Genomic DNA, 23,074 nt, shown 5'->3' with positions numbered 1-23,074 from the left:
CCTGCGTGGCGAATGTGATTGCCATCCACTCACAAAAGGCTGACTTTTTTCAGTTCCAACACACTGCGGATCAGAAGCTGTCTACCTTGCCTTCCGTCTGTCGTAGGGCTTGGAACTGAAACAGGGTTATCGCGTCCTATGGCACGCGATATCAACCTATGGAAGCCACCATGCTTTTAAAGAATAAAAGTCTTTTTGCTGTCATGTCCTGCGCCATGATGCTTGCAGCCGCTCCATTACTCCCTGCTGACCTGTCCGTCATGAACTCTGCCTATGCGAAAGAGGGTGGTGGTGGTGGTGGTGGTGGTGGGGGCAACGGAGGCGGTAACGGCGGTGGCAATGGTGGCGGTCACAGCGGTTCAGGTCACTCCGGCAACGCTGACAGTAATGGCCGTGGCAATGGACTGGCCAGCGATCATGCCGGCAAGGCTGTTCGAGACCGGGGTGAAAGCGGAAACCACTACGGCAATGATCGCGGAGAAAGTCGCGGTCATGGTTCTACGACTTCAGGCATCGCCCAATCCCGAGATACCCGCGGCGTCACCAAGGCCGGTGCCATTTCGACCTCGACCCCAGGCGATCACAACACCAAAGGGTTACGCAACGCTGCCACCTCAGGATCAAAAAAATCGCACTGATCGCGAGATTGAGCATCGGTGTGTGAACTGGCCAGGCGGTGCAATCGCATCGGCTTAAGTCAGCGACGCTGATGAAAAAAAACGGGCGCCTTCAGGGGGCCCGTTTTATTTGTTCCGCTGCTTGAGCGCCGAACAGACAGCCGCCGGTATAGCCTGGCAAGTCGGGATCCCGGACGCTTACCCTTGCCAGCGCTATTCCTCCACGCTGATACCCGATCCGCCTAACTCGCCCGGGACATCCTTCAACTTCGGCAATCCATCCTTGATCCGCAGCACCGTCTCCTGATAGTGCACGTGAACACCCGGCGAGTATTCGAGGTCCGGAATGACCGCGGCATACACATCGACCAGCCCCATCTCAGGGTGCTCAGTGAAGAGGTGTCCGCCGCATGTCTTGCACCACTTGCGGTAGCTACGCGGTGTCTTGTTGTAGGTGCCGATGTTGTCGGCGCCCCGAGTCACCTGCACCGCGTCGGGTTTCCACAGCGTGAAGGCGTTGACCGGTCCTGCTGACCAATGCCGACACGACTCGCAATGGCAATAGCCCATTCCGGCCGGCTCGCCGCTGACGGTGAACTCGACCGCGCCGCAAAAACAACTGCCCTGGTAAGACCGTTCAATGCTCATGGCGTGACTCCTTTATCAATGGCCAGGCAATGCCTGTCTTCACTCGTCGATGTAGCGCACCGTTGTCGCCGGCGTGCGCCGTACCTGCAGCTCGAAAATGTCCGGGCGCGCGTAATGCCCGGTGACGTCGAGCGCCCGCCGCGCCGGGGCCACGAGTGCAACGTCGATCTCCGCATACAAAATGCCGGCCTCCCGGTGCAGTGGACCGGCAACGATCCGCCCTTGCGGACTGACCACCACCGAGTCGCCGTCATTGATCCATTCGTCCGGATCGGCAAACAGTTGCGCACGCGCCGGAAAGTCCTCGGGAATGTCACTGCCGCACAGCGCGGAGCCACTGCCGATTACCCAGCAGCGGCCTTCGAGTGCAATGTGCCGCATCGTGCTGATCCAGCCTTCGCCGGTGTCGTACGTGGGCGCGACGTAGATTTCCACCCCTTGGGCATACAACGAATAGCGCGCCAGCGGCATGTAGTTTTCCCAGCAGATCAGCGCACCCACGCGGCCGACCGGGGTATCGACCGCACGCAACCCGGACGCATCGCCGAAGCCATGCACCATGCGTTCCGGATTGGTCGGCATCAGCTTGCGGTGGCGGTTTAGCACGGCGCCGTTCGCGCCGATAACGACTACGCTGTTATAGAGCGTTCCGCCTCCATTGCGCCGGTCGCATTCATTGATGCCGCACACGATCGTCACGGCGTGAACCCTGGCGGCCTCGCACAATTGGCTCAGGTCACCGTTGGTGATATCGACGGCGTTGGCCAGCAGTCGCGTGTGCAACTGGCCCATGACAACCCCGTCCTTTCCCGCCGCCAGGCGCCAGATCCACGACGGATAACCTGGAATGAACGATTCGGGCAAAACGATCAGCGAAGCTCCGGCCGCCGCAGCTTCTGCGACCGATTCCACGGCCCGGGCAATCGTCGCGCTGCGATCGAGCAGCACGGGCGGGCGCTGAATGATGGCTACCGTGATCATGGCGTTCTCCTTTGACTTTTGGCTTTCGAAGGCTTGAGCGTGCGCGTGGCGAAGGAGTCGGGCTAGTTCAAAAAGTGAAGCGTTGCAGTGGCGGAGGTCAGGCGATGGAAGAAGGCTACGGTCAGTTCTGCACGGTCGCCCGCGGTGCCGAAGCCCTGTGCGAGCGCTGGACACCCTTGGTGGTGCGCGAGCTGTTGTGCGGCAGCAAACGCTTCAACGAACTGCACCGCGGCGTCCCTCGGATGTCCACCAACCTGCTGGCACAACGGCTGCGGCATCTGGAAGAAATCGGCGTCATACACCGCACGGCCACCGGCAAAGTCTGGGAATACAGCCTGACCGAGGCGGGCGAAGAACTGCGCCCCATCATCATGGCGCTGGGGCACTGGGGGGCACGCTGGATCGGCAGCCGCCTGCGCGACGACCAACTCGACGCCGGCTTGCTGATGTGGGACGTGCGCAGGTTCGTGCGCATCGAAACCTTCCCGTCACGACCGGTGGTCATCCAGTTCACGTTCCGCGATGCGCGGCCCGGCGAGCAAGCGTGGTGGCTGGTGGTGGAGCAGGGCGTGGCGGATCTGTGCCGCGACGACCCGGGCCGCGAACTGACGCTTGTTGTGGATTCAAGCGTGCGGGCGTTGACCGAGGTGTGGGCAGGCGACCGCACACCGAAAGAGGTGCTTCAGTCGCAGGAGTTGCGTGTGGATGGCGCGGTGAAGGATGCGGAAAGCCTGTGGCGCTGGCTGGGTACGAGTGCGTTTGCGGGGACTCGGAGTGCGGCGGTGACTCGGTAAGTTGATGAAATACCCATCAGGGAGCAGGAGAGCGCATCCCGACGATGCGCCACTCGACTCAGAGCCAGTACTCCCAGAGTCGCGCCATCTGCTCTTTGGCTTTCACCGTGAGCGAGCGGCGCTGCCACTTTTCCAGCTTGATTTCGTTCGACTTCGCCAGATCAGCCATGAATGCCGCCTGCATCTTTTTTCCGAACCCGGTGCCCAGCACAACCACGTTGACTTCATCGTTGTGCAGAAAGCTGCGCCAGTCGAAGTTGGTGGAGCCGACACTCGACCACACGCCATCGATGACTGCCGTCTTGACGTGGAGCAGCGCGTCACGGCGTTCGTAAAGCTTGACGTTGGCCTTCAGAAGCTCGCTGTAGTAAGCGCGTCCGGCATGAAACACCAGCGACGAATCAGTGCTGCTGGGCAGCACCAGTTTGACGTCGACGCCACGTGCCGCCGCCTCCTTGAGTGCCGCCAGCAACTGGGGATCGGGCACAAAGTAGGCGTTCGCCAGCCATATCTCGGTCTGCGCGCTATGCAGCGCCGAAATCAGCGTCGCGTAGATCAGGCTGAACGGCTCATTTGGCGAGCTTCCGATGGCGCGCACCACCTCGGTGCCTTTGCGCTCTAGTGGCGGAAAGTAGTCGCGAGCGGCGAGCGGTTCACCTTTCTGGGTCGTCCATGTTTCGATGAACAGCTTCTGCAGATCCGCAACCACCGGCCCCTCGACGCGCAAGTCGGTATCGCGCCAGGGCAAATCACCAGTGGGGCGAGTCTTCGAGTGAGAGCTGAACGAGCCCCCCGAATAGACGCTGCTGATGTTGATCCCGCCAAGAAAGGCAATACGGCCGTCCACTATCAGCAGCTTTCGGTGGTCGCGCTGGTTCACGTCCCAGCCCGCTTTGGCTGTCGCCGGATTGACCGGGTTGTACTCCAGCACTTTAATGCCCGCTTCGGTCAATTGGGCGAAAAACGCTGAGGGTGTTCCAAGGGTTCCGACGCTGTCACGGATCAGATTGACCTGCACACCTTTGTGTTGCTGAGCGATCAGTGCGGCGGCGAAGCGCTGGCCGACTTCATCATCGTCGAAGATGTAGGTCTCCATATTGATGTGGTCGCGCGCACCTTCCACGGCTTTGATCATCGACTGGTAGGTGGAGGGGCCGTCCTGCAGCAAGTCGACCTTGTTTCCTTCCGTTAGCGGACTACCGACAACGGATTCTTCGATAGCGAGGTGCACATCAAAGATGTTGGTTTCTGCGCCTGTGGACTTGAGTCGGTCGAGAATGGCTTTGCTGCGCTCGGCTGACAGAGGTCCTTGGACCCCGTCTAGTTGCACTGGCGCAGAGGGCGCGCGAGCCATGTCGGGCACTATCCTCGGCAATGTACTGCAGGAAATCACCAGTGTCAGGAACACCGCCACGCACAGCACCAGAAGAATACATACACCCTTGCATCTGGTTGGAAGATTCATCAGGCCACCTCTTGGCGAGGACGGTGATAACGCTCTGTCGGGGCGTCTTGCAGACAACGCAAGGCGCCTTGATAGACGGCTTTCAGCGCTTGATCAGGGAAATCTTCGTGCCCTCGATGCTGACCCCAGCCATCAACCCCTGTTGGTCGAAAATGAACGCATAGGCATCGTCCTTCAGCGTCGAACTGGACAGATTCTTCGAGACCCCTTCATCAACGACAACAACAGTGGGGCCTACGCCGATTTCCCAGCCCTTGGTTTCGCGAACATAGTTCATGGCTTTGTCGGTCATGAGGAAAACCACATAGCCATAAGACTGGGCACCGGCCTGCAACCCCCATGACCCGGTGACGGAGTTGTAATAACCCTCAGCTGCCTTGCCTTTGAACAAAACGCCTTCGCCATAGCTGCCACCAAACACAAGGCCGGCCTTGATGATTTTCGGGAAAACAAGTATCGCTTTGGCGTTGTGCGACATGGTCTCGGCAAATGGATGAGTCTTGTAGAGCGTTTGCAACGCTTGCCGAGAGTCGGTATTCAGATCCTCGGCGGTTGCCGCACCGGCAGCGTTCAGGAAGCTCGCCGATGCCAGTGAGGCTGTCGCGAGGACCATGGATAGGAAGAACCGCATTGACTGAGTCATTTTCGTACTCCGATACGGGAGCATTGGATGTGAGCAGCAGTCTGCACCTGCCCCCGGCAGAATCCGAGCCTGCTGAAATAATCCGGCGCACCCTACAGTGTGTGAACGACTGGCTTCGTCGTTGAATGAAATAGGCTAGAGGCCTTTGATCATTGGCGATGCCATCAACAGCTTTGACCTCTGGGCGCGGGGCGGGTTCGTCGGTAAATACCGTGAGGTAGGGGAGGCCAGCCAGATGATTCTCGGATATTGCCCATGCTGCGTATGGGCGGGCCGTGGCTATTCAAGTTTTTCGGTTGGTAATGAATCGATGTGCACCAGGGGCGCCTGAAGCGCCAGCGACAAACTGTCTGCCAGGCTCCTGGCCTGCTGAGTCGCAGCCTCCCGCGCACGCAAATCAACGTCTTCCCCCAGGATGGTTTTCTCCACAATCACCGAATGCACGTCTGTGACGCCGATAAATTTCAGCCAGGCTTCCACGTAGGGTTTCTGGAAGTCGAAGCGCTCCGCTGGCGTGGTCGACTGCGCCGAAAAATCCAGGCCACGAGCGTACATCACCACGGCCAGTTTGTTGTGCAGCATGCCTTCCAGGCCGCGGTCCGGGTCAACGCTGAACAGGATGTCTTTCTGCGATACCAGGTCGATGAAATGCTTGAGTTTGTACGGGATGCTGAAATTCCATAGCGGTACAGACATCACGAGTACATCCGCTTGGTGCAGGTGCTCAGCCAGATCTTTCAAGGTGTTCCAGGCGTCCTGCTGCGCCGGGGTCAACGGCGTGCCATTGAGTCCGGCGTATTTGGCTTCCATCGCAAGATCATCGAATTCCGGCAGAGCCATGTTCCAGAGGTCGAGTGTGATGATTTCGGTGTCGGGAGTGTTTGCTTGATAGCGCGCAATGAAGCTGCGCGCGACTTCAAGAGAAGCCGAACGCTGCTTGCGTGGAGAACATTGAATATGGAGAAGCGTCTTCATGGCACACCTTGAATGATGGGTAGGCAGGGCAGGTGGGAGCATTGCAACATAGTTGTATTTGAAATATAAATCGTAAATTCATACTCGATTAATTACGTTTAAAACTATGTTCGATGCTCTATTGCTCAAGACATTTGTCACGGTCGTCGATGAAGACGGCTTCAGCCGTGCCGCCCAGAAGCTGCACCTTACTCAGTCGGCGGTCAGTGGCCACGTGCGGCGATTGGAGGAGCAGATTGGTAAACCCCTGTTGACGCGTACCACCCGTTCCCAGCAACTGACGGCCGATGGCGAGCGCCTGGTCGCTCATGCGCGCACGATCCTCGCGCTGAACCGTGATGCCTGGACAGACCTGACACGCACGCCGTTTCACGGACGGCTGCGGATCGGGGTGTCCGAAGATTTTGTCGAGTCTCGATTACTTCGCACTGTTCAGGCGTTCGCGGCGCAGTACCCCGGGATGGAAATCGAAGTGCAGGTGAACATTCCGGGTTCGTTACTGGGGCTGATGAAGCAAGGGCATCTGGAAGTGGTCATCGGTTCGCTGTGCGAAACCAGCGAAGCGGGGTTGCTACTGTGGCAAGAGCCGTTGGTATGGGCCTGGTCGGCGCAACCCGTCACCCGGTTACCCACGCCGTTGCCGCTGGCCCTGTTCCCCGAGCCGTGCCCTTATCGCGAGGCCGCGCTGACGAGGCTGGCGCAGGCGGGAATTGCCCAGCGCACGGCGATGTTGTGCAGCAGCACTGCCGGGTTGCGGGCGGCGGCACTGGCAGGCTTTGCGGTAGCGCCCATGCCACTCAGTCAGTTGGGGCAAGGACTGGCGGTGCTTGGGACTGGACAAGGCTTGCCGGAATTGCCGGATGCGCAATGTCGGTTGTTCACCTCGCCTGATGCGGATCAGGCGGTGGTGGCAGCGTTCACTCAGCTCATCGTGGGGTATTGCTCCACGCGTAGAGCTTGATTGTCCTGCCTGTCGGGAACATGGCTGAGTAAAATCAGAGCGTTAAAAAGCCCGGCTGATCAGGCCGGGCTTTTCGTTGAACACCGCGGTGAAGCCATTCATTTAAACAGCGCGGCTTTCGATCAGACGGTCCGAACCGCCTTCAGCAACGCGGTTCTCGATCAGACGGTCGGAACCACCTTCAGCAACGCGGTTTTCGATCAGACGGTCGGAACCACCTTCAGCAACGCGGTTTTCGATCAGACGGTCGGAACCACCTTCAGCGACGCGGTTCTCGATCAGACGGTCGGAACCACCTTCGGCGACGCGGTTTTCGATCAAACGATCCGAACCACCCTCAGCCACACGACTTTCAATCAGTCGATCCGAGCCGCCTTCAGCGACAACCGGGTGAGCAGAAGAAGCGGCGAAAGCGTTAACTGCAAAAACCGAGAAAGCGATGCTGAGAAGGAGTTGGCGTTTCATGATGGTGTGCTCCGGGGTGTAGTTGTTTGGTATGGAGCCGATCTTACGCCCCGGAGTTTTTAAGAGAACTTCATTGAGTTGATGGTGACTATCGATGGCGGCAATGGATGCGCCTTATGCCCAGGTTTGCCCGAGCCTCCCCAAATCGGCCTTTTGCAGATCCTCCGCGCTCAGCACAATTCGGAACTTGCAGTTGGCATTGAAGTTAAGAAAAAAGGGCTCGGCCAAAGCGGGGATGTCGGAGGGCTCTTTCACGTCGACCAGAAAGATCCCGCCGCGCATGCCATCTTGCTCAGTAAAATACGCCGCCTCCGGCTTGATGCTTGCCAGAATGCGCTCAATCACTTCGCCCACCCTCCCGGCTTTGACAAGGGAGTTGAAGGGTTCATTAGGGCATTCGACCATCAGCAACATCTTCATCATTCAATCCTCGGCTCAACCTGCAACCCTATAGACAGGCATTTGCGCCTGACGCCCGTGCCGCCGGCCTTCAATGCCACAGTCCTCGCAGCTCGTTCTATCAAGAATAGCGAAGCGTGTGCCGGTCCTCGGGCAGGGTTACCGGTGGTCATGAAGCCGCGCTTCGAGAGGTGAGAAGTCCTGAGGGTCGGCCTTGCTGCGCGGCTCGGGGGACGAACCGCTAAACGCTCAATTCGACTGCTTAGGCGGGTAGTTGCCGCGCAAGCCCCCGGACTTGTTGCCGGTTTTGCTGGGCAGGTTTGGCACGACCGGACGGGATCGGGGTTGAGGGTTGGAGCGGCTGCGGGGTTGGGGTTGTTTGCTCATTGTGCGCCTCCTGATTTTTCAGTAATCGCGAAACGGCCTCCTGATAAAGCTTAGCTGCTTGGCGTAATGGGCTGCATGGTCTGGCGCTCGGGGAATATTCCGGGAGCGACCAAAAATGGGCAGTGACCAACCACAAACAAAACGGGCGCCTGACAAGGCGCCCGTTTTCATTTACTCCGCCGCCTGCGCTCGCAAGCGCCGGCCGATCACATCCATCAAGTCACAGCCATCGCGTAATGGAATGGCCAGCAGTTTGGAAAAGTCCGTCAACACTACCGTGTCGCAACCGAGCTCGGCGCGGAAGGCGATGTTTTCCAGCACCTGCGTGACGGTGCGGATGCGGTAATCGGCCATGGCTTGCAGGACGTCGAGTGGAGCTTGGGTGTCGATGAGCAGGGAGGCCGGGATCAGGTCGATTCCGGTGAGGGGCATGTATCTTTCCATAGGTGAAACTCCGATCAAGACAAAGGTTGACTGCACCTCAATCGTCGCCAAACGAGTGGGTGACAGCTGTACGCAGGTTGGCGAACCGGGATCGGAAAACCGGCAGACCCGAAGGTCTCCCGCGCACAGCTGCCATAAAGACAGCTTTGCGAGCGTGCAACAGCGTCTGCAAGAAAGCACAGAGCTTTTGCACCCGATACTCAGGTCGCCAAACCTGGTCGCCATTGGGGCGACGGGGCGGACTATAAGCTTCTTGGGTCTAGACAGGCAAGGTAGAGGACTCTTATGTTTGTGTAGGAATAGAGATGAGTGAATTGTCGTCCAATCGCAAGCGTTGATAGATTGAAAGGTGGTGGTAAATAGGCATGTCCGTTCGGAAAGGGCGCAGGTGACAGATTAATTTTAAATTTGGGCATGACCGAAATAAGGCAGTCGCCTTGATGCCCACGCTTCGGGTACTGGTGCTTTCCCCCCCCGATTCCTCGGAGCACGACCTAGACTGTCTCTAGGCAAATCAAAAATTTGTATCAAGCTTTTTACCAGTTCGCATTGCCCGAGTAGCTATTGAATGAATTTCGACGACTATGAGCGTGACGGAAGAGCGGCGTACACCGCTTTAGCGACGACCATTGCAACAATCCTTTCAGCTGCGATTGAAGCTGAAGGGGGCTACCGTCTTCAGCAGGTGAAAGAGCGTGCCAAGCAATGTGGTTCGCTGCTTAAGAAGCTGGAGCAGCGGGGTATCACAGCGACTGAAAATCTTGAGAGTGACATTAAAGATCTCGCGGGATGTCGTACTGTTTTCTATACCAACAGCGACGTTACGCGATTCATCAATTCCGGCATCATTCACCAAAATTTTGACGTCTTAGAAACAAAGATTCATCAGCCAGGACGGCAAGTCGATGATGCTGCTGAGTTGTACACCTCCAATCATTACCTCGTTAGCCTTACGCAGGATCGGATCAGCCTCCCCGAGTATTCGCGCTTTGCTGGTATGCGATGTGAGATTCAGATCCAGACTATTCTCAACCATGCGTGGGCGGAAATGGCGCATGACACAATTTATAAGGCCCCAACCCTCAACAGTTTCGGCGTAAAAGAGTTTGAGGGTATCAAGAGTCGGATGCAAAAAGTCGCTCGAAAATACCTAGTACCAGCAGGCTATGAGTTTCAAAAAATTGCCACTGACTTCCAGCGCCTGATTGACGGGAAAACTCTCTTTGATGGGGATGCCTTGGAGGCCATAGTACAAGCTGCCGATAACAACATCCGGGCTGAAGCCATTGAGAGGTTCGCTGAAAATGTTCTTCCATTCTATGATGATTTGATAGAAGTCTATGCTGACATCGTTTCGAAATTACTCCTTGCTGCGGATAGCTCTAGGGTCACCCTGCCGACCTCCATCGAAACACCTTATGGAGCATTACCCGCTAAGACCCATAGCGACATTCTTGAAGCAGTTGCAAACATCTTCGAATGCTACCGGTACCTAGATGTGGAATTGACGTTCAATGCGCTGTGCAGGCTTTACTCCACAGCTGAAAGTGATGAAGAGCGAAAACCCCTACTCAAGCTGGGTGAAGAGCTTGCTCGGCATGATATGGAAGTATGGAAACGGCATGGGGCGGCCGCACAAACTATCTTGATTGGTCGTATTGAGAGCCTTGGACAGGATTCGCTGGAGTTATTAAAACCGTTACTCATAAAAATGCTTGATCAAATATTGGGTGTAGAGATAAGCGGCACCACGAGCAATTTCGAGGGATTGGTTTTGCATCGAGGAACTGTCGTTGCTTCCGGCGAACTCCGTGCAACGCGAGCAAAAGCAATCGAAATACTGAAAAATTTGTTCACGTTAGCCGGTAATGAAGTAGAACGTCGTACCATCCTGCTGGCTTTGCAAACCGCAACTCACAGTCCGCGTGGCGCAGGTTTTACAAAGGAACTCGCAGAGATTTTGCTTGAGAATACTAAGGCAGTCCTTGAGTTCGAGACCTCGATTGTCTCCACACTAAGCTATCAGCTGTTGCAGGCGACGGAGGAAAGGGCTCTACGCTGCTTTTGGATGAACTCAGAACTACCTTCCTATTTGGCTGATGACGTAGATCTGGAAGCCGCACGTATACTGGTCCAAGCGGCTGCTCTCGCGTTTCGAGACGTGGCGAACGCCGATCCGGATTTTGTAATCTATAAAACTTTGGTGGGATTCAATTCAGTATTTCCTCCCGCTTGGAAAGACAAAGAATTTCACTATGAAGAAGCGGAGGTTTATAGGGTCGAGCAAGTGGATAGACTTCATCAGACAGTCGATGAAGGCAGTGCAGATGTCTGGTATGACAGGGTCAACCGCTTCTCACAAACAGAGTCTAACGATGCCGCTACCTTCCCAGTATTCGGAAAATTTCTTGAGCAAATGGCTGAGTACAAACCAGCGATTGTCCTCAAATTTATTGATCGCACCGAGGGAGCGCTCCAAAATTTTCTGCCAGGAATGCTCTTGGGACTTACGCGTAGCGTGGAGCGTTTAGTTGCACTATTCCGAATCGACCTATGGCTAGAGGAGGGTAAGTATATAAGTGATGTCGCTTGGTATCTGAGATTTACCGATCAATTTGACGAAGCCCTTCTATGTCGCACCCTCGACAGTGCGATAGCTAATAGTGACCTGCACGCCTTGCGGAATGTTCTGATCGCAGCGGTTACTCAGTTCCCCAAAAAACCTGGGAATTTGATTGAGAAGGTATTCCTACCGGCGCTCGACGTTCTTGTCACAGAAGAAGACTTTAGTTGGGTTCGGATGCAGTGGTTTTCTTGGCTTAGGAATCCATTAATTGAGGCGCTTGACGAGGAACAGTCCTGCGTTGTGCTCAAGGGATTGGTTCGTTATCCCGAGCTCGCATATGGCGCCGAGTATATTGCAGCATCGATTGCGAAACGTTGGCCCGCACACGTTGCTGCTTTTATCGGCGAGCGACAAGTGTTCGCGCAAACTGACGAAGCACCGCCTAGATATGATGCCGTTCCTTTTTCAGTATATGAGCTTCGGTTGCCGCTTGCGGCAGCCCCTGGTGTCATGTTGGAGGCTGCGCAGACCTGGTTTAATCGGTCACCTCAACATTTTCCCTACGATGGTGGAAAGTTGCTCTCGTCAGTATTTCCAGAAATTTCAGATGGATTTGAGGAGAAACTGAAAGCGCTAATCGCGAGTGGTAATGAGCCTAATATGGCATTTGTACTTGGAGTGCTTTCAGCTTATGAGGGACGGCCCTGTGTGTACGAATTAGTGCGAATGGTCGTAGCATCGCTCGCTCCGGAAAGCGTGTTGTTGCGAGAAGCTAAAGCTGTTCTGAATGAGTCGGGAATGGTATCTGGTGCGTTCGGCTTTGCTGAGCTTTACGTCGAGCGAAAGGCATTGCTAGGTAGCTGGCTTGAAGACCCTAGCGAACTAGTGCGAAGTTTTGCCGCCGAATTGATCAGCATCCTTGATCAGAGGATCGCGGCAGAAAACCGTTCAGCAGAAGCATCAATAGCTCTGCGGAAACTTGAGTGGGGGGAGGAACTCGACGGCGAGAATGTCGGTTGAAAAGACTGTTGTGAACGCCTCTCGCAAGGCCGCCTGCTGATGTCGGTTGTGCAGGTGCAGGCAAGTTTGAGCGCCTAGCACGTATACAATACTACCTAGATGGGACCTTGAAAACGGCAAAAGGGACAGGTTTAGTCGAGATGAAGGCGTGACCAAAATAAGTCGATCCCCTTTGATTCTCACAACAGTTATGGTTTCACTGCGTGGCTATCATTGCTGTGGGGAGCATCAGTTGGTTTCTTCTCCGGAACCACAAAACTCACCTCCGTACTGGTCAGGATCTTATGACTCGGATCAGCCACCTCAAGAAGCACCTTGTGAGTACCCGGCGTCAGCCCAACCAAAATAATCGGGTCTTCACTGGTGTGCGCCCAAGTACCTTTCCAGTCGTCGACGGTCACGTGAAGGTGACCGAGCCGTGGTGATACTTCAACAGCCGTTTTGCCAAAGACCGGCATGATCCGGGCGTGCTCGGTTCGATACTGGATGATGACGACTCCGCGGGCGAGCGGCGCGGGGAGCGGCGGGTAGGCAATGAGTTTTGGCCCCGTCTCAGACTCCAATGGGAGTATGGCCGGTGGGGAATGGGTGTCTGCTTCCCCTTGACCCCACGCGGTTATGCAAAAGAGGGCACCCAAAGCAAGGGTGGATAGATTTCTGAGAGCGAGGGGCATGGGGTTTTTCTCCCGCGTGATCTCATTCAAGGCTAGATCAAGCCGAGCCGTTGTCTATGCCAAAGCGGCCACGCTCTGCAAAATAGCCGAGAGGGGAGGGACAGAAAATCGGTGTTGGATACGAGCCTTTAAATGACTTTGATCGGCCAAAAACAGCCAGCGGATGGAGCGACGCAAAATGAGAGCTAAGCTTCCTTCTACTGTCGGGCTTATTGAGCAGATTGGGCTTTGCGGCCATGGCGTATAACCGCCTTCAGCGGTCACCACGCCGTTACAACATTCTGCCCGATTTTCAGCGTTAGCCCTTCACAACAGCCTCGGAGGGGAGCCAATGAAACGTTTCGTCATGCTCATCGCGATCTCTTTGCTGACCACTGCTTGTCAGAGCACAAATGATAATGGCGTTACCCGACTGGACAATTGTGTCTGCTATAAATCGCCCGAGGGGCAACATTTGCAAGCATCGGAAATGGCTTGGAAAGACCCCGAAACGTTGCAGAAACAGTTCTCACATTGCATTTGCCGAGCCTTGGTTGACCTGAAGAAGGTCGATGATCCCAGTAAACTTTTCGTACCCGGAACCGAGATAAGAACGGAACTGAAATAAAACAGGTGTACCGGAACCGTCCGGGCTCAACGCCCATATTCAATGTAAGGGCCCAAGTCGAAACCTTGCGTATCCCAGTTGATTCGATAAACCACTTCTTTCCCTGTCTTGATCTTGGCCGCAACGGTTTTGATCGCGGCACCCGCACATAACCCCGACTCGGCGAGCCCGGTGCCGAGATTCACTTCACCGGCAGGCAAAACGAAAGAGGCCTTCTGACCGGGACCTATCTTGGCTGCGCGCTGACCCTCAATGTAGAACATGGCGTCACACCCCGAACCGACAAACCCGTCATCACGGAGAACGGTCAGGCGTCCCGGATCTTTCGTGCCCTGGCTTTTGAACGCGTACATCTTGTCGGCCGGCACTGGCCGAGCTTCAGACACCCGCATAGGTGATGTTGCGCACCCGCCCAAGGCCAGTAAGAGCGTTGCTGTTGCGATCATCCTTCGCATGATTTTCCCTCCTGAAACAGGGCGAATGTATCGGTACCGTAATCACTGGGCGCTGGCATCGTTTTCGTGGTCATCTGCAAATGTCATGAGCACCTCCAGATCGAGCACATCCAGTTTTATCTGGGCGATAAATGCGGAGAAGGCCAGGTTGGCGGCGAGTAGACGCAGGTCGCTGGCCCAGGCCGGTAGATGGGTGGGGCCCTGGAGCCAGCCGGACTCGAATAGAGGTGCCAGGCGTACGGTATCAGCCAGACTGAGGCGTCCCGCAAACAAATGACCCACCAGTTCCGGTCGATTGTCGCGGATCGCGATGCGCAGCAGCGTATGGACACCCAGCAAACCGGTCAGGTAAGCGGCATCCTTGGTAAACGCCGAACCACCCCGCAGGTCGGCGCCACGGAAGATCCGCTGGGTCGAGCGGAAGGACTCCTCTTGCGACTGGCCGGCGGCAAGAAAACCCTCGAAGACCTGGATGAAATCGGCGCCGTCCAACGCTTGCTGGACCGCCAGCACGCGCAGGGCCAGGCGGCGCAATCGGCTGATGTCCATACTGCCCGTGAACAGTTCTGCCAGGGTGGCAATGCCTTCCTGGGTTTGAGTCGTGCGGGGCGCTCCCAAACCCAGGCTTTTGAGGTTGGGCTGGAGCGCGCCGTTTTGTGCGGTCGCGACATGCACGAAGGCCTCATGCTGCAATAGCTGATTCTTGTCCAGTTCAGAGAACAGTGCGCCGCTACGCAGACGAATGCGGCTTGCCCCGGCGATCGCCTTGGCAGCAAGGCTCGGGTCGAGCACGACCGTGACCCGGCCCTCGCCGAAGAAACGGTCCAGCTCCGGCTGCATCCAGGCGGCGAAGGCCTCAGCCGGGATCTCCGCCTGAGTCGGTGGAATCCGGGCACCCCCCAGCAGGGCGTCGGTGGTCGTGAGAAAGAAACGGGCCGCGTCCAGCATGCTGAGGTTCTGGTTCGGATAATAGAAATCCGGGCGCCGGTACAACGCGGATGAATATTGAGTGAAGGCGGGCGTGCCAATCGCACCGAGCATGCGTCCAGCGGTGGCATAGCTGCGCGCTGTCATGGCGAGGTAGTTTCCGGCTGGATGCCCCTGATCGCAACGGCCAATAAAAGCTTCCAGAGCAGCGATGTCGGCGCTGTGCTCGCGCGGGTGCTGCTCGACTTTGGGCAATGCGGCTTTCCCTGCGCGCCACTGCGCCAGGAAGATTTCCTCGACGCCATCCGGCCAGGACAGGGCATCCAGTACGCGGATCTTGCGCGCCAAACCGGGTAGCGCGGCATCAAGTTCAGACAGCGGGGCGCTGCTCATGGAGTCTCTCTTGAAAGACGAGGTTCATTCGAAAAAGCTTAGCCGTTGCGACGCGTTGCGTTGGCCCGGCGTTGTGCCGTTCACGAGCGACCTCCACTTCGCAAAACCCGCAAGGCAACCGATCAATGGCAGAATCCCCCTCAACTTGATCGTTTTGGAGACCACCATGCTTCGTGCGTTTGAACGAAGACTCGACCCTTTTCCTCCTGACGAGGTACCACCGCCACCCGACGGCCTGGCTCGCTTCCTGTGGGCCTGCACCCGGGGCGCCCGCGGTTACATCCTTGCGCTGGCGCTGATCAGTGCCGGTGTGTCGATTTACGAAGCCTGGCTGTTTTCCTTCCTCGGGCAGGTCGTGGACCTGCTCTCGACGTGGCAGGCAGGCGGTGAAGCGGCAGAACAGGAAAGCCGCGTGTTGTGGGGCATGGGCATCGTCATGGTGACCAGTGTCGGGCTGGTGGCGTTGCGCACCATGGTGCAGCACCAGATATTGGCGATTAACTTGCCGTTGCGGCTGCGCTGGGATTTCCATCGGCTGATGCTGCGGCAAAGCCTTTCGTTTTTTTCCGATGAGTTCTCCGGCCGCGTCACTACCAAGGTGATGCAGACGGCGCTGGCGGTGCGTGACGTGCTGTTCACGCTTATCGAGATCGCTCCCGGGATCGGGGTGTATTTCATTGCGATCATTGCACTGGCCGGCGGCTTCGCGCTGAAACTGATGCTGCCGTTCGTGGCCTGGGTCGTGTTGTTCGGTCTGGCCATGCTGTACTTCGTGCCCCGTCTGGGGAAAGTCGGGCAGGAACAGGCCAATGCGCGGTCGATGATGACCGGGCGTATCTCAGACGCCTACACGAACATCACGACGGTGAAGCTGTTCTCTCACTCCAATCGTGAAGCGCATTTCGCGCGTGCAGCGATGGAGGATTTCAAGCAAACCGGCTTTCGCCAGATGCGTCTGGTCAGCCAGTTCGAGATCGTCAACCAGGCCTTGGTGGTGGCGTTGATCATGGCAGCCGGGGGTTATGCCCTGTGGCTATGGCACCAGGGTGACGTCGGCGCAGGTGCCGTAGCGGCCATCACCGCCATGGCGTTGCGTATCAACGGCATGTCGCACTGGATCATGTGGCAAATGACCTCGCTGTTCGAGAGCATCGGCACCGTACAGGATGGCATGGCCACTTTCACCCGTGGCCCAAAGGTAAAAGACGCGCCGGGTGCAGGCGTACTGGTAACCTCCGGCGGCGCGGTAACCTTCGACAACGTGAGCTTCAACTACAGTGGCGAACGCCAGGTGCTCGATGGCCTGAAACTGAGCATCCGCGCGGGCGAAAAAATCGGCCTGGTTGGCCGCTCCGGCGCCGGTAAATCCACGCTGATCAACTTGCTGCTGCGCTTCTATGACGTCGACAGCGGGGAGATTCGCATCGACGGCCAAAACATTGCACACGTGACGCAAGACAGCCTGCGCGGCGCCATCGGCATGGTCACGCAGGATACTTCCCTGTTGCACCGTTCCATTCGCGACAACATCGCCTACGGCCGTCCCGATGCAACCGACGCGCAAATCCGCAGCGCTGCGGCCAGTGCCCAGGCCGACGGGTTCATCAGCCAACTGAGCGACCGGCAAGGCCATACCGGCTACGACACCCTTGTGGGTGAGCGCGGCATCAAGCTGTCGGGCGGTCAGCGCCAACGCGTCGCGATTGCCCGGGTGATGCTGAAGAACGCCCCGATCCTGCTGCTTGACGAGGCCACCAGCGCGCTGGACTCGGAAGTTGAAGTGGCCATTCAGGAAAGCCTCGATGAAATGATGCAGGGCAAAACCGTGATCGCGATCGCCCACCGGCTGTCCACGATTGCGGCCATGGACCGGCTCATCGTCATGGATGACGGGCGCATCATCGAACAGGGCACTCACACCGAATTGCTTGGGAAGAACGGCGTCTATGCGCGGCTTTGGCACCATCAAAGCGGAGGGTTCCTGGGTGAGGATAAAGGAGTGGTCGAGGCCATGGATCAGGTGTGAGGGGGTAGGGGGCGCAGCCGGAGTCGGGTGTACCAAAATATCAGCCTGGATCTAAGGTATGTTTTTCGGTGGCGCGTACTCCGGGACTTAGAGGTGCGAATGTATCTGCTTGGTTTTTTGGAAGTGCCGCCTGGCCGCTTCTGGCCGATGCTGCCTGTTGTGATGGGCAAAGCTGAGTATCGATGCCAACGCTTTCACAGCGATTGGAGGCTGGTTTTGATGGTCGTGACCACACGGTTACGGCCTTCGTGTTTAGCGTGATACAGGCGTTGATCGGCCGTACGCAGAATGACCTCGATGGTGTCGCCGTCGCGGCCAGATTGCGATACACCGATGCTCACTGTGACCACGGTTGACCGCTGCAGGCCATGAAAAGAATTATTTGCAACGCTGCTTCGCAGACGCTCAGCGATTACATGCGCGCCTTCTAGTGACGTCTGAGGTAGCAATATCATGAATTCTTCGCCGCCCACTCGGGCTACGCCGTCATACGGCCGGATCGAATCGAGGCATGTTTCCACGAAACTCTTCAGGATGTCATCGCCAACCTGATGTCCGAAGCGATCGTTGATGGACTTGAAATTATCCAGATCGAGCGCCAATACGGAGAACGGCTCACCGCCTCGCTTGGTCCGGTTAATTTCGACTTCGACCCGCTCCATGAACCGACGCCGATTATCAGCGCCAGTCAGTGGATCGGTCGCCGCAAGGTGCCCGAGTTCTTGATTGGTGCGCTGGAGTTCCTGCAGGGCACTCTCGGTATAGGCCATTGCTTCGGCAAGACGGACCATCAACTCCTCTTGGCTGTAAATCTTCGAGAACGACCGCGTGGTGAGGAATGCTTGCACGACCCCATAGCTCAACATGAAGAATCCACCGGCGAAAATCGCATGAGCGAGCCACCACATGTGGTTCCACGGACGTGCAAGGATAAAAGCAAGCGATGACAGCGCGAACGCGGTGACCGAGATGACAAAGATCATCATCAGCGGCGAGCGGATACGGCGCAGCAGGAGCATTATCACGGTCAATGTGGAAAGAACGAGGGCTCCCCCTTCCATCGAGAGGCGCACTGCGAGGTTACCGGCGATCGGCGAGCTCGCGACGTACGCCACTGCCACGTCAACCAACAGGAACAGTCCTATCCAGGTCAGCCACTGGCGGGCTTTCATTCGCTGGTCCGCGGCATCGGGTGGGCGGTGGTACGACAGCATTCCGACTAACAGCAGAACCGACATGACCAGTCGAGAGGCGGGTCCATACAGCAGGAAGAGCCAGATATTGTGGTGGGCAAGCCCGGTGAACGCACCATGCAACGCGTAGATCACTACAAAACCGAGAAAACCAAGCGTCATCCATCGCAGCAGCGGATCTCCCGATGATTGATAGCAGCGCCACGTGACGTAAGTAACAAACAAGCCTGCCGAGGTGGCTGCCGTTATCGCAAATATATGGAACAGGTGGTTCTCGAAGATAAGGGTGGGGTCTTGAAAGAAGTATAAGTAGCCAATCAAATAGGCCGGAACAAAAGCAAACCCTGCGAGCAACAAGTAGGCGTAAACCTTCACCACGAAGCGAATGGCTTCAGGTGGCTCGCCGGTGGCGATGAGATTGCTCATGGTTCCCTCCAATTTGACTCCATTTAGCCAACACCGGTCCGATGTTGGAGCCGCTTACAAGCCAACGGCCCCTCGCATCATTACGCGAATATGGGATGAGCCGATCTATTGCATTTCAATATTAGACGCGTTACCAATTTCTGCTGCCAAAGCAGGTGAAAATGTTCAAGCGAACGCCATTCACCGACAACGAATTTCTCATTGTTCGCATTGGCCAAGGGTTAGCTGTCCTTCCTCAAAACCAGGTGGACACCATGCCTGGGCTCGCGGAGTCAGCTAGAAGGCTTTGCCGGACGCATACAGTTATTGCCCCAGTCTCCCTCGACACAGGAAGATGTCCGATGGGGTAGCTTTGGTCCGATTTCGGTCAGTCGTAAGAGACAGGAGGTGGCCGAAAACTGACATCGTCCATACTCTCCAAAACTTCGAAATCGGAGCGCGTTGGTGTCAGCTTCCTAGCGTAGACTTTGCACACCGCCAGCCCCACCCGAGACGGACCCTCAATGCAAACCCCTACCACCAATCACCCCCTCTGGAAAACCTACCTCCTTTTCCTCGCCCCGATGGTCCTCTCCAATTTCCTTCAATCCATGTCGGGCACCATCAACAGCATCTACATCGGCCAAATGCTCGGCGTCCAGGCCTTGGCGGCCGTCTCGGGCATGTTCCCCATCGTCTTCTTCTTCATCGCCCTGGTCATCGGCCTCGGCGCGGGGGCGGGCGTGCTCATTGGCCAAGCCTGGGGCGCGCGTGAACCGCATCTGGTGAAAACCATCGCCGGCACGACGTTGCTGCTGGGCGCAATGATCGGTCTGGTCGCGGCGATATTGGGCAGCGTCTTCGCCAGACCCGCCCTGCAAGGCCTCGGCACGCCGGCCGACGTGCTCGACGACGCCGTGTCCTACGCCCACGTGATGATGTGGATCATGCCGTCGCTGCTGGTCTACGTGCTCTTCACTCAACTGCTGCGCGGGGTGAGCGATACGGTGTCGCCACTGATCGCGTTGATGGTGTCGACGTGCATCGGGTTGGCGCTGACACCGGCGTTGATTCGGGGTTGGTTCGGGCTGCCGATGATGGGGATTCAGAGTGCGGCGTATGCCGGGTTGGCGGGGAATTTGTCGGCGATGGGGTGGTTGGCGTGGCGGTTGATTCGCAAGGGGCATCCGTTGGCGCCGGATCGCGAGATGTTTGCGGCGATGCGTCTGGACCTGGTGATTCTCGGCAAGGTATTGCGCATTGGCTTGCCGACCGGGTTGCAGATGGTGGTGTTGTCGGTGTCGGAGCTGGTGATTCTGGCGCTGGTGAATCAGCACGGTTCGCAGGCGACGGCGGCGTATGGGGCGGTGACGCAGATCGTCAATTACGTGCAGTTTCCGGCGCTGTCGATTGCGATCACGGCGTCGATTCTTGGCGCTCAGGCGATCGGGGCAGGGCGCCTTGAACGCATGGGGCCGATTCTGCGCACGGGGCTGTTGATCAATGTGTGCCTGACCGGTGGCCTGGTGGTGTTGGGTTATCTGTTGTCGCACTGGTTGCTGGGGTTGTTCCTCACGGAGGATTCTACCCGGGCGATGGCGGAGCATCTGTTGCACATCATGCTCTGGAGTCTGTTGGTGTTTGGCTTCCAGGCGATTGTCGGTGGCATCATGCGCGCCAGTGGTTCGGTGCTGGTGCCGATGGCGATTTCGATTGTTTGTGTGGTCGGGGTGCAGTTGCCGGTGGCGTATGTGCTGGACGGGAAGTTCGGGTTGCAGGGTGTGTGGATGGCGTTTCCGGTGGCGTATCTGGGGATGCTGGTGTTGCAGACGGCGTATTACAAAATGGTCTGGCAGCATCAGAAGATTGAAAGGTTGGTATAGGGTGGGGACCACAGCGATCTGTCCTGATTGATGCCCGGACCTGCGACGCAAGTTGCGCCTGTAAACAGGTCTTCATCTTCCTCGGCGAGTGAAATGGTAAAAGTATGACTGTTTCAGTGGCAGAAGGTCCTGAATGCGAGCAGCTCGTTATTACACGTTTCGTAAGTAACCTAACAACTAATGGATCCAATAAACACTGTTGGAAATTCCTGTAATTCACCAGCCCAGTTGTCATGGGGCTGACAGAGAAGTTGATGCGTTAGTACCGGCGTGTAAGGCGTTCACAATAACCGCCGTTTGTCGGTGGGCTGCTCAAAAAATGAACATTCCAGGATCCCAGGCCTCTGATCCTGCAGCACGTCACCCAAGACCTGCTCCTGCAGCCGCAGAAAAGAAGTGGAAAATCAACCTCGGTGCATTGAATGCAAATGGGGATTTTTTTACCTGAAATTCAGGAGGCAACAAATAAGCCGGTCATTGATTTGCCAGGCGAATCAATGGGCTAAGCAGTGCCAAGTCTATGAGTTGGCATATCTTATAAAAGTAAGATCGCGCAGGGTTTCGAAGAGTTGAATGCCCTGTTTAATATCGATCTGTACTATCGAATAAGGTGGAGAAAGTACCGTGGCGATAAATACAATTATGAGCCTGCTCGAAAATAAAGAGTGCATGGAATTTTTGCGATTGGGCGTTATTTACGTTCATTTAGTAGCGTGTTGTGTGGCCATTGGTTTGGTATTGACCAGTGATGTTGCGATGGTCAGAGACTTGTTAAAACGAAAAACATTCACAGAGCATGATAATGCTCACATGGAAAGTCTTCAGAAGTCTGTCATCGCTGCATTGATAGCGTTGTGGGTGACGGGTGCCGCTATCATCGGTATTGATTACCTGGAAAAAGGTATGAATTACTTTATGAATCCCAAGCTTCACGCCAAAGTCATTATTGTCGTGTTGCTGAGTTACAACGGCCTCATGTTGCATCGCCTGGTATTGCCCGCGCTGCAAAAGGCCGGCTCGTTGCTCAATCTCGGCTTCAGCGCACGGATGATGGCGCTGTTCTGCGGCTCGCTGTCGGCCGTGTCCTGGATGTATGCGGCCATGCTGGGTGTCGGTCGCCCGTTGGCCTGGAAGTACTCTCTCTCCGAACTGTTGATGGCGTATCCGGTACTGATTGCACTGGGTTTCCTGACGATGCTGGCATTGACTCAGCGTCTGAAAATGCAGGACTCCATCGTTACTTCTCCGCGGACAGTAGCGACTGCACGGTAGGCCGATTCACTGTGTAAAACTTGCGGGCTTGTCCCGAGCCTTAAAAGCGCGACGTTCTTAGTGCAGGTGATCATAAAATCCTGCATCAAGGAGGTCGCTTTGTTTTGGGTCAGAAGGCTGAACTTGATGCAATCCGCTGTCCGGCCGACAATCCTGAGTGAACCTGAGATGCGAACCGACAGGCGTCATCGCCTAGGGAGGTTTTCCAATGGATTCCTCATCGCCCACCATCCTGCAAGACCGGGCCGCGGCCGGTCGGCGTCTGGTGGAACCTTTACTCAAATACGCGCATCGCCCTGACGTCATCGTTCTCGCGTTACCCCGTGGCGGAGTGCCGGTGGCTTATGAAGTGGCCGTTGCGCTGGAGGTTCGCCTCGACCTGATGCTGGTGCGCAAGCTGGGCGTTCCTTCCCATGAAGAGTTCGCGATGGGCGCGATTGCCAGCGGCGGCATCCAGATCCTCAATGAACACGCGCTGCGGGTTCACCCGATTGACAAGGCCTTGTTCGACGTCGTGGTTGCCCGGGAAACCCGGGAGCTGTTGCGCCGTGAGCAGGCTTACCGGGGAACGCGGGCGCCGGTGCAGCTCAAGGATCAGGTGGTGATCCTGATCGACGACGGCCTGGCGACAGGCGCCTCGATGATGGCGGCGGTCCACGCGGTGCGGGTGCATGCGCCGGCTCGCATTGTCGTCGCGGTGCCGGTGGCGCCGATCGAGACGGCAGAGGCGCTGCGCAGTGAAGTGGATGAGCTGATTTGCCCACTGATCCCGGAGTGGCTGATGTCGATCGGCCGGTGGTACATGGATTTTTCCCAGACTTCGGATGCAGAGGTCATCAAGTTGTTGCAGCGGGCGTGGCAGAGAACATCCTGA

The 23,074-nt window shown here is 56.7% G+C and carries 21 protein-coding genes and 1 pseudogene; 9 read left to right on the top strand and 13 right to left on the bottom strand.

Going from position 1 to position 23,074, the window contains the following annotated elements; genetic code table 11:
* Positions 1-203: 203 nt before the first annotated feature.
* Positions 204-356 (top strand): annotated as a pseudogene (locus ACA072_RS16935) (hypothetical protein); the annotation flags it as partial.
* A 474-nt stretch (positions 357-830) separates the two neighbouring features.
* Here ACA072_RS16935 and ACA072_RS16930 read toward each other — a convergent pair.
* Both ACA072_RS16930 and ACA072_RS16925 read right to left on the bottom strand, forming a co-directional pair.
* Entirely contained in the window at positions 831-1,265 is a 435-nt protein-coding gene (locus ACA072_RS16930; protein WP_497619190.1) for a GFA family protein, read from the bottom strand.
* Between the two features lie 39 nt (positions 1,266-1,304).
* A complete protein-coding gene (locus ACA072_RS16925; RefSeq protein WP_497619188.1) occupies positions 1,305-2,246 on the bottom strand; it encodes a carbon-nitrogen hydrolase family protein in 942 nt (313 codons plus the stop codon).
* Positions 2,247-2,350: 104 nt separating this feature from the next.
* Between ACA072_RS16925 and ACA072_RS16920 the strand changes: the two genes are divergently transcribed.
* Positions 2,351-3,040: a winged helix-turn-helix transcriptional regulator gene (locus tag ACA072_RS16920; protein ID WP_497619187.1), complete on the top strand. Its 690-nt coding sequence runs from the start codon at positions 2,351-2,353 to the stop codon at positions 3,038-3,040.
* A 58-nt stretch (positions 3,041-3,098) separates the two neighbouring features.
* Here ACA072_RS16920 and cls read toward each other — a convergent pair whose 3' ends face one another.
* The 3 genes from cls to ACA072_RS16905 form a co-directional block, all read right to left on the bottom strand.
* Positions 3,099-4,505 (bottom strand): cardiolipin synthase, encoded by a 1,407-nt coding sequence (gene cls, locus ACA072_RS16915; RefSeq protein WP_497619185.1) that lies wholly within the window; start codon positions 4,503-4,505, stop codon positions 3,099-3,101.
* Positions 4,506-4,587: 82 nt separating this feature from the next.
* Complete coding sequence (locus ACA072_RS16910; protein ID WP_497619183.1) at positions 4,588-5,148, bottom strand: lipid-binding SYLF domain-containing protein; 561 nt, start codon at positions 5,146-5,148, stop codon at positions 4,588-4,590.
* A 279-nt stretch (positions 5,149-5,427) separates the two neighbouring features.
* A complete protein-coding gene (locus tag ACA072_RS16905) occupies positions 5,428-6,123 on the bottom strand; it encodes an FMN-dependent NADH-azoreductase (protein WP_497619181.1) in 696 nt (231 codons plus the stop codon).
* 106 nt (positions 6,124-6,229) lie between these two features.
* Between ACA072_RS16905 and ACA072_RS16900 the strand changes: the two genes are divergently transcribed.
* Positions 6,230-7,084: a LysR substrate-binding domain-containing protein gene (locus ACA072_RS16900; RefSeq protein WP_497619179.1), complete on the top strand. Its 855-nt coding sequence runs from the start codon at positions 6,230-6,232 to the stop codon at positions 7,082-7,084.
* Between the two features lie 102 nt (positions 7,085-7,186).
* On the opposite strand, the gene ACA072_RS16895 is transcribed toward ACA072_RS16900, so the two are convergent.
* The 4 genes from ACA072_RS16895 to ACA072_RS16880 form a co-directional block, all read right to left on the bottom strand.
* Positions 7,187-7,549: a hypothetical protein gene (locus ACA072_RS16895; RefSeq protein ID WP_497447828.1), complete on the bottom strand. Its 363-nt coding sequence runs from the start codon at positions 7,547-7,549 to the stop codon at positions 7,187-7,189.
* A 114-nt stretch (positions 7,550-7,663) separates the two neighbouring features.
* Complete coding sequence (locus ACA072_RS16890) at positions 7,664-7,969, bottom strand: panthothenate synthetase (protein ID WP_497625000.1); 306 nt, start codon at positions 7,967-7,969, stop codon at positions 7,664-7,666.
* Positions 7,970-8,197: 228 nt separating this feature from the next.
* Complete coding sequence (locus ACA072_RS16885; protein WP_461954580.1) at positions 8,198-8,335, bottom strand: hypothetical protein; 138 nt, start codon at positions 8,333-8,335, stop codon at positions 8,198-8,200.
* 171 nt (positions 8,336-8,506) lie between these two features.
* The gene (locus ACA072_RS16880; RefSeq protein WP_042932149.1) at positions 8,507-8,779 is read right to left on the bottom strand and encodes a hypothetical protein; all 273 of its coding nucleotides are present in this window, start codon (positions 8,777-8,779) and stop codon (positions 8,507-8,509) included.
* A 568-nt stretch (positions 8,780-9,347) separates the two neighbouring features.
* Between ACA072_RS16880 and ACA072_RS16875 the strand changes: the two genes are divergently transcribed.
* Positions 9,348-12,365, top strand: coding sequence for a RelA/SpoT-related domain-containing protein (locus ACA072_RS16875; RefSeq protein WP_497619178.1), 3,018 nt, complete (start codon positions 9,348-9,350; stop codon positions 12,363-12,365).
* A 188-nt stretch (positions 12,366-12,553) separates the two neighbouring features.
* Here ACA072_RS16875 and ACA072_RS16870 read toward each other — a convergent pair whose 3' ends face one another.
* Positions 12,554-13,039, bottom strand: a complete 486-nt coding sequence (locus ACA072_RS16870) for a DUF6130 family protein (RefSeq protein ID WP_497624999.1) — start codon at positions 13,037-13,039, stop codon at positions 12,554-12,556.
* Positions 13,040-13,370: 331 nt separating this feature from the next.
* Here ACA072_RS16870 and ACA072_RS16865 point away from each other — a divergent pair, with 331 nt between their 5' ends.
* Positions 13,371-13,646: an META domain-containing protein gene (locus tag ACA072_RS16865; RefSeq protein WP_131062666.1), complete on the top strand. Its 276-nt coding sequence runs from the start codon at positions 13,371-13,373 to the stop codon at positions 13,644-13,646.
* Between the two features lie 26 nt (positions 13,647-13,672).
* Here the strand turns inward: ACA072_RS16865 and ACA072_RS16860 are convergent, their stop codons facing one another.
* Together ACA072_RS16860 and ACA072_RS16855 are read right to left on the bottom strand one after the other, a co-directional pair.
* Positions 13,673-14,101 carry a hypothetical protein gene (locus tag ACA072_RS16860; RefSeq protein ID WP_497619177.1) on the bottom strand — a complete coding sequence of 143 codons (429 nt, stop codon included), beginning with the start codon at positions 14,099-14,101 and terminating at the stop codon, positions 13,673-13,675.
* Between the two features lie 42 nt (positions 14,102-14,143).
* On the bottom strand, positions 14,144-15,421 hold the full coding sequence (locus ACA072_RS16855) for a peptidase MATCAP family protein (protein ID WP_497619175.1): 1,278 nt from the start codon (positions 15,419-15,421) through the stop codon (positions 14,144-14,146).
* A gap of 166 nt (positions 15,422-15,587) precedes the next feature.
* Between ACA072_RS16855 and ACA072_RS16850 the strand changes: the two genes are divergently transcribed.
* Positions 15,588-17,447: an ABC transporter ATP-binding protein gene (locus ACA072_RS16850; protein ID WP_497619174.1), complete on the top strand. Its 1,860-nt coding sequence runs from the start codon at positions 15,588-15,590 to the stop codon at positions 17,445-17,447.
* A 194-nt stretch (positions 17,448-17,641) separates the two neighbouring features.
* On the opposite strand, the gene ACA072_RS16845 is transcribed toward ACA072_RS16850, so the two are convergent.
* A complete protein-coding gene (locus ACA072_RS16845) occupies positions 17,642-19,066 on the bottom strand; it encodes a GGDEF domain-containing protein (RefSeq protein ID WP_497619172.1) in 1,425 nt (474 codons plus the stop codon).
* Between the two features lie 503 nt (positions 19,067-19,569).
* Between ACA072_RS16845 and ACA072_RS16840 the strand changes: the two genes are divergently transcribed.
* The 3 genes from ACA072_RS16840 (at position 19,570) to ACA072_RS16830 (ending at position 23,074) form a co-directional block, all read left to right on the top strand.
* Positions 19,570-20,928, top strand: a complete 1,359-nt coding sequence (locus tag ACA072_RS16840) for an MATE family efflux transporter (RefSeq protein WP_497619170.1) — start codon at positions 19,570-19,572, stop codon at positions 20,926-20,928.
* A gap of 624 nt (positions 20,929-21,552) precedes the next feature.
* Positions 21,553-22,200 carry a hypothetical protein gene (locus tag ACA072_RS16835; RefSeq protein WP_497619168.1) on the top strand — a complete coding sequence of 216 codons (648 nt, stop codon included), beginning with the start codon at positions 21,553-21,555 and terminating at the stop codon, positions 22,198-22,200.
* A 208-nt stretch (positions 22,201-22,408) separates the two neighbouring features.
* Positions 22,409-23,074 carry a phosphoribosyltransferase gene (locus ACA072_RS16830; RefSeq protein ID WP_497619166.1) on the top strand — a complete coding sequence of 222 codons (666 nt, stop codon included), beginning with the start codon at positions 22,409-22,411 and terminating at the stop codon, positions 23,072-23,074.

The sequence above is a fragment of the Pseudomonas sp. LBUM1656 genome (assembly GCF_059716065.1).
This window is presented reverse-complemented; position numbering and strand designations above follow the sequence as displayed.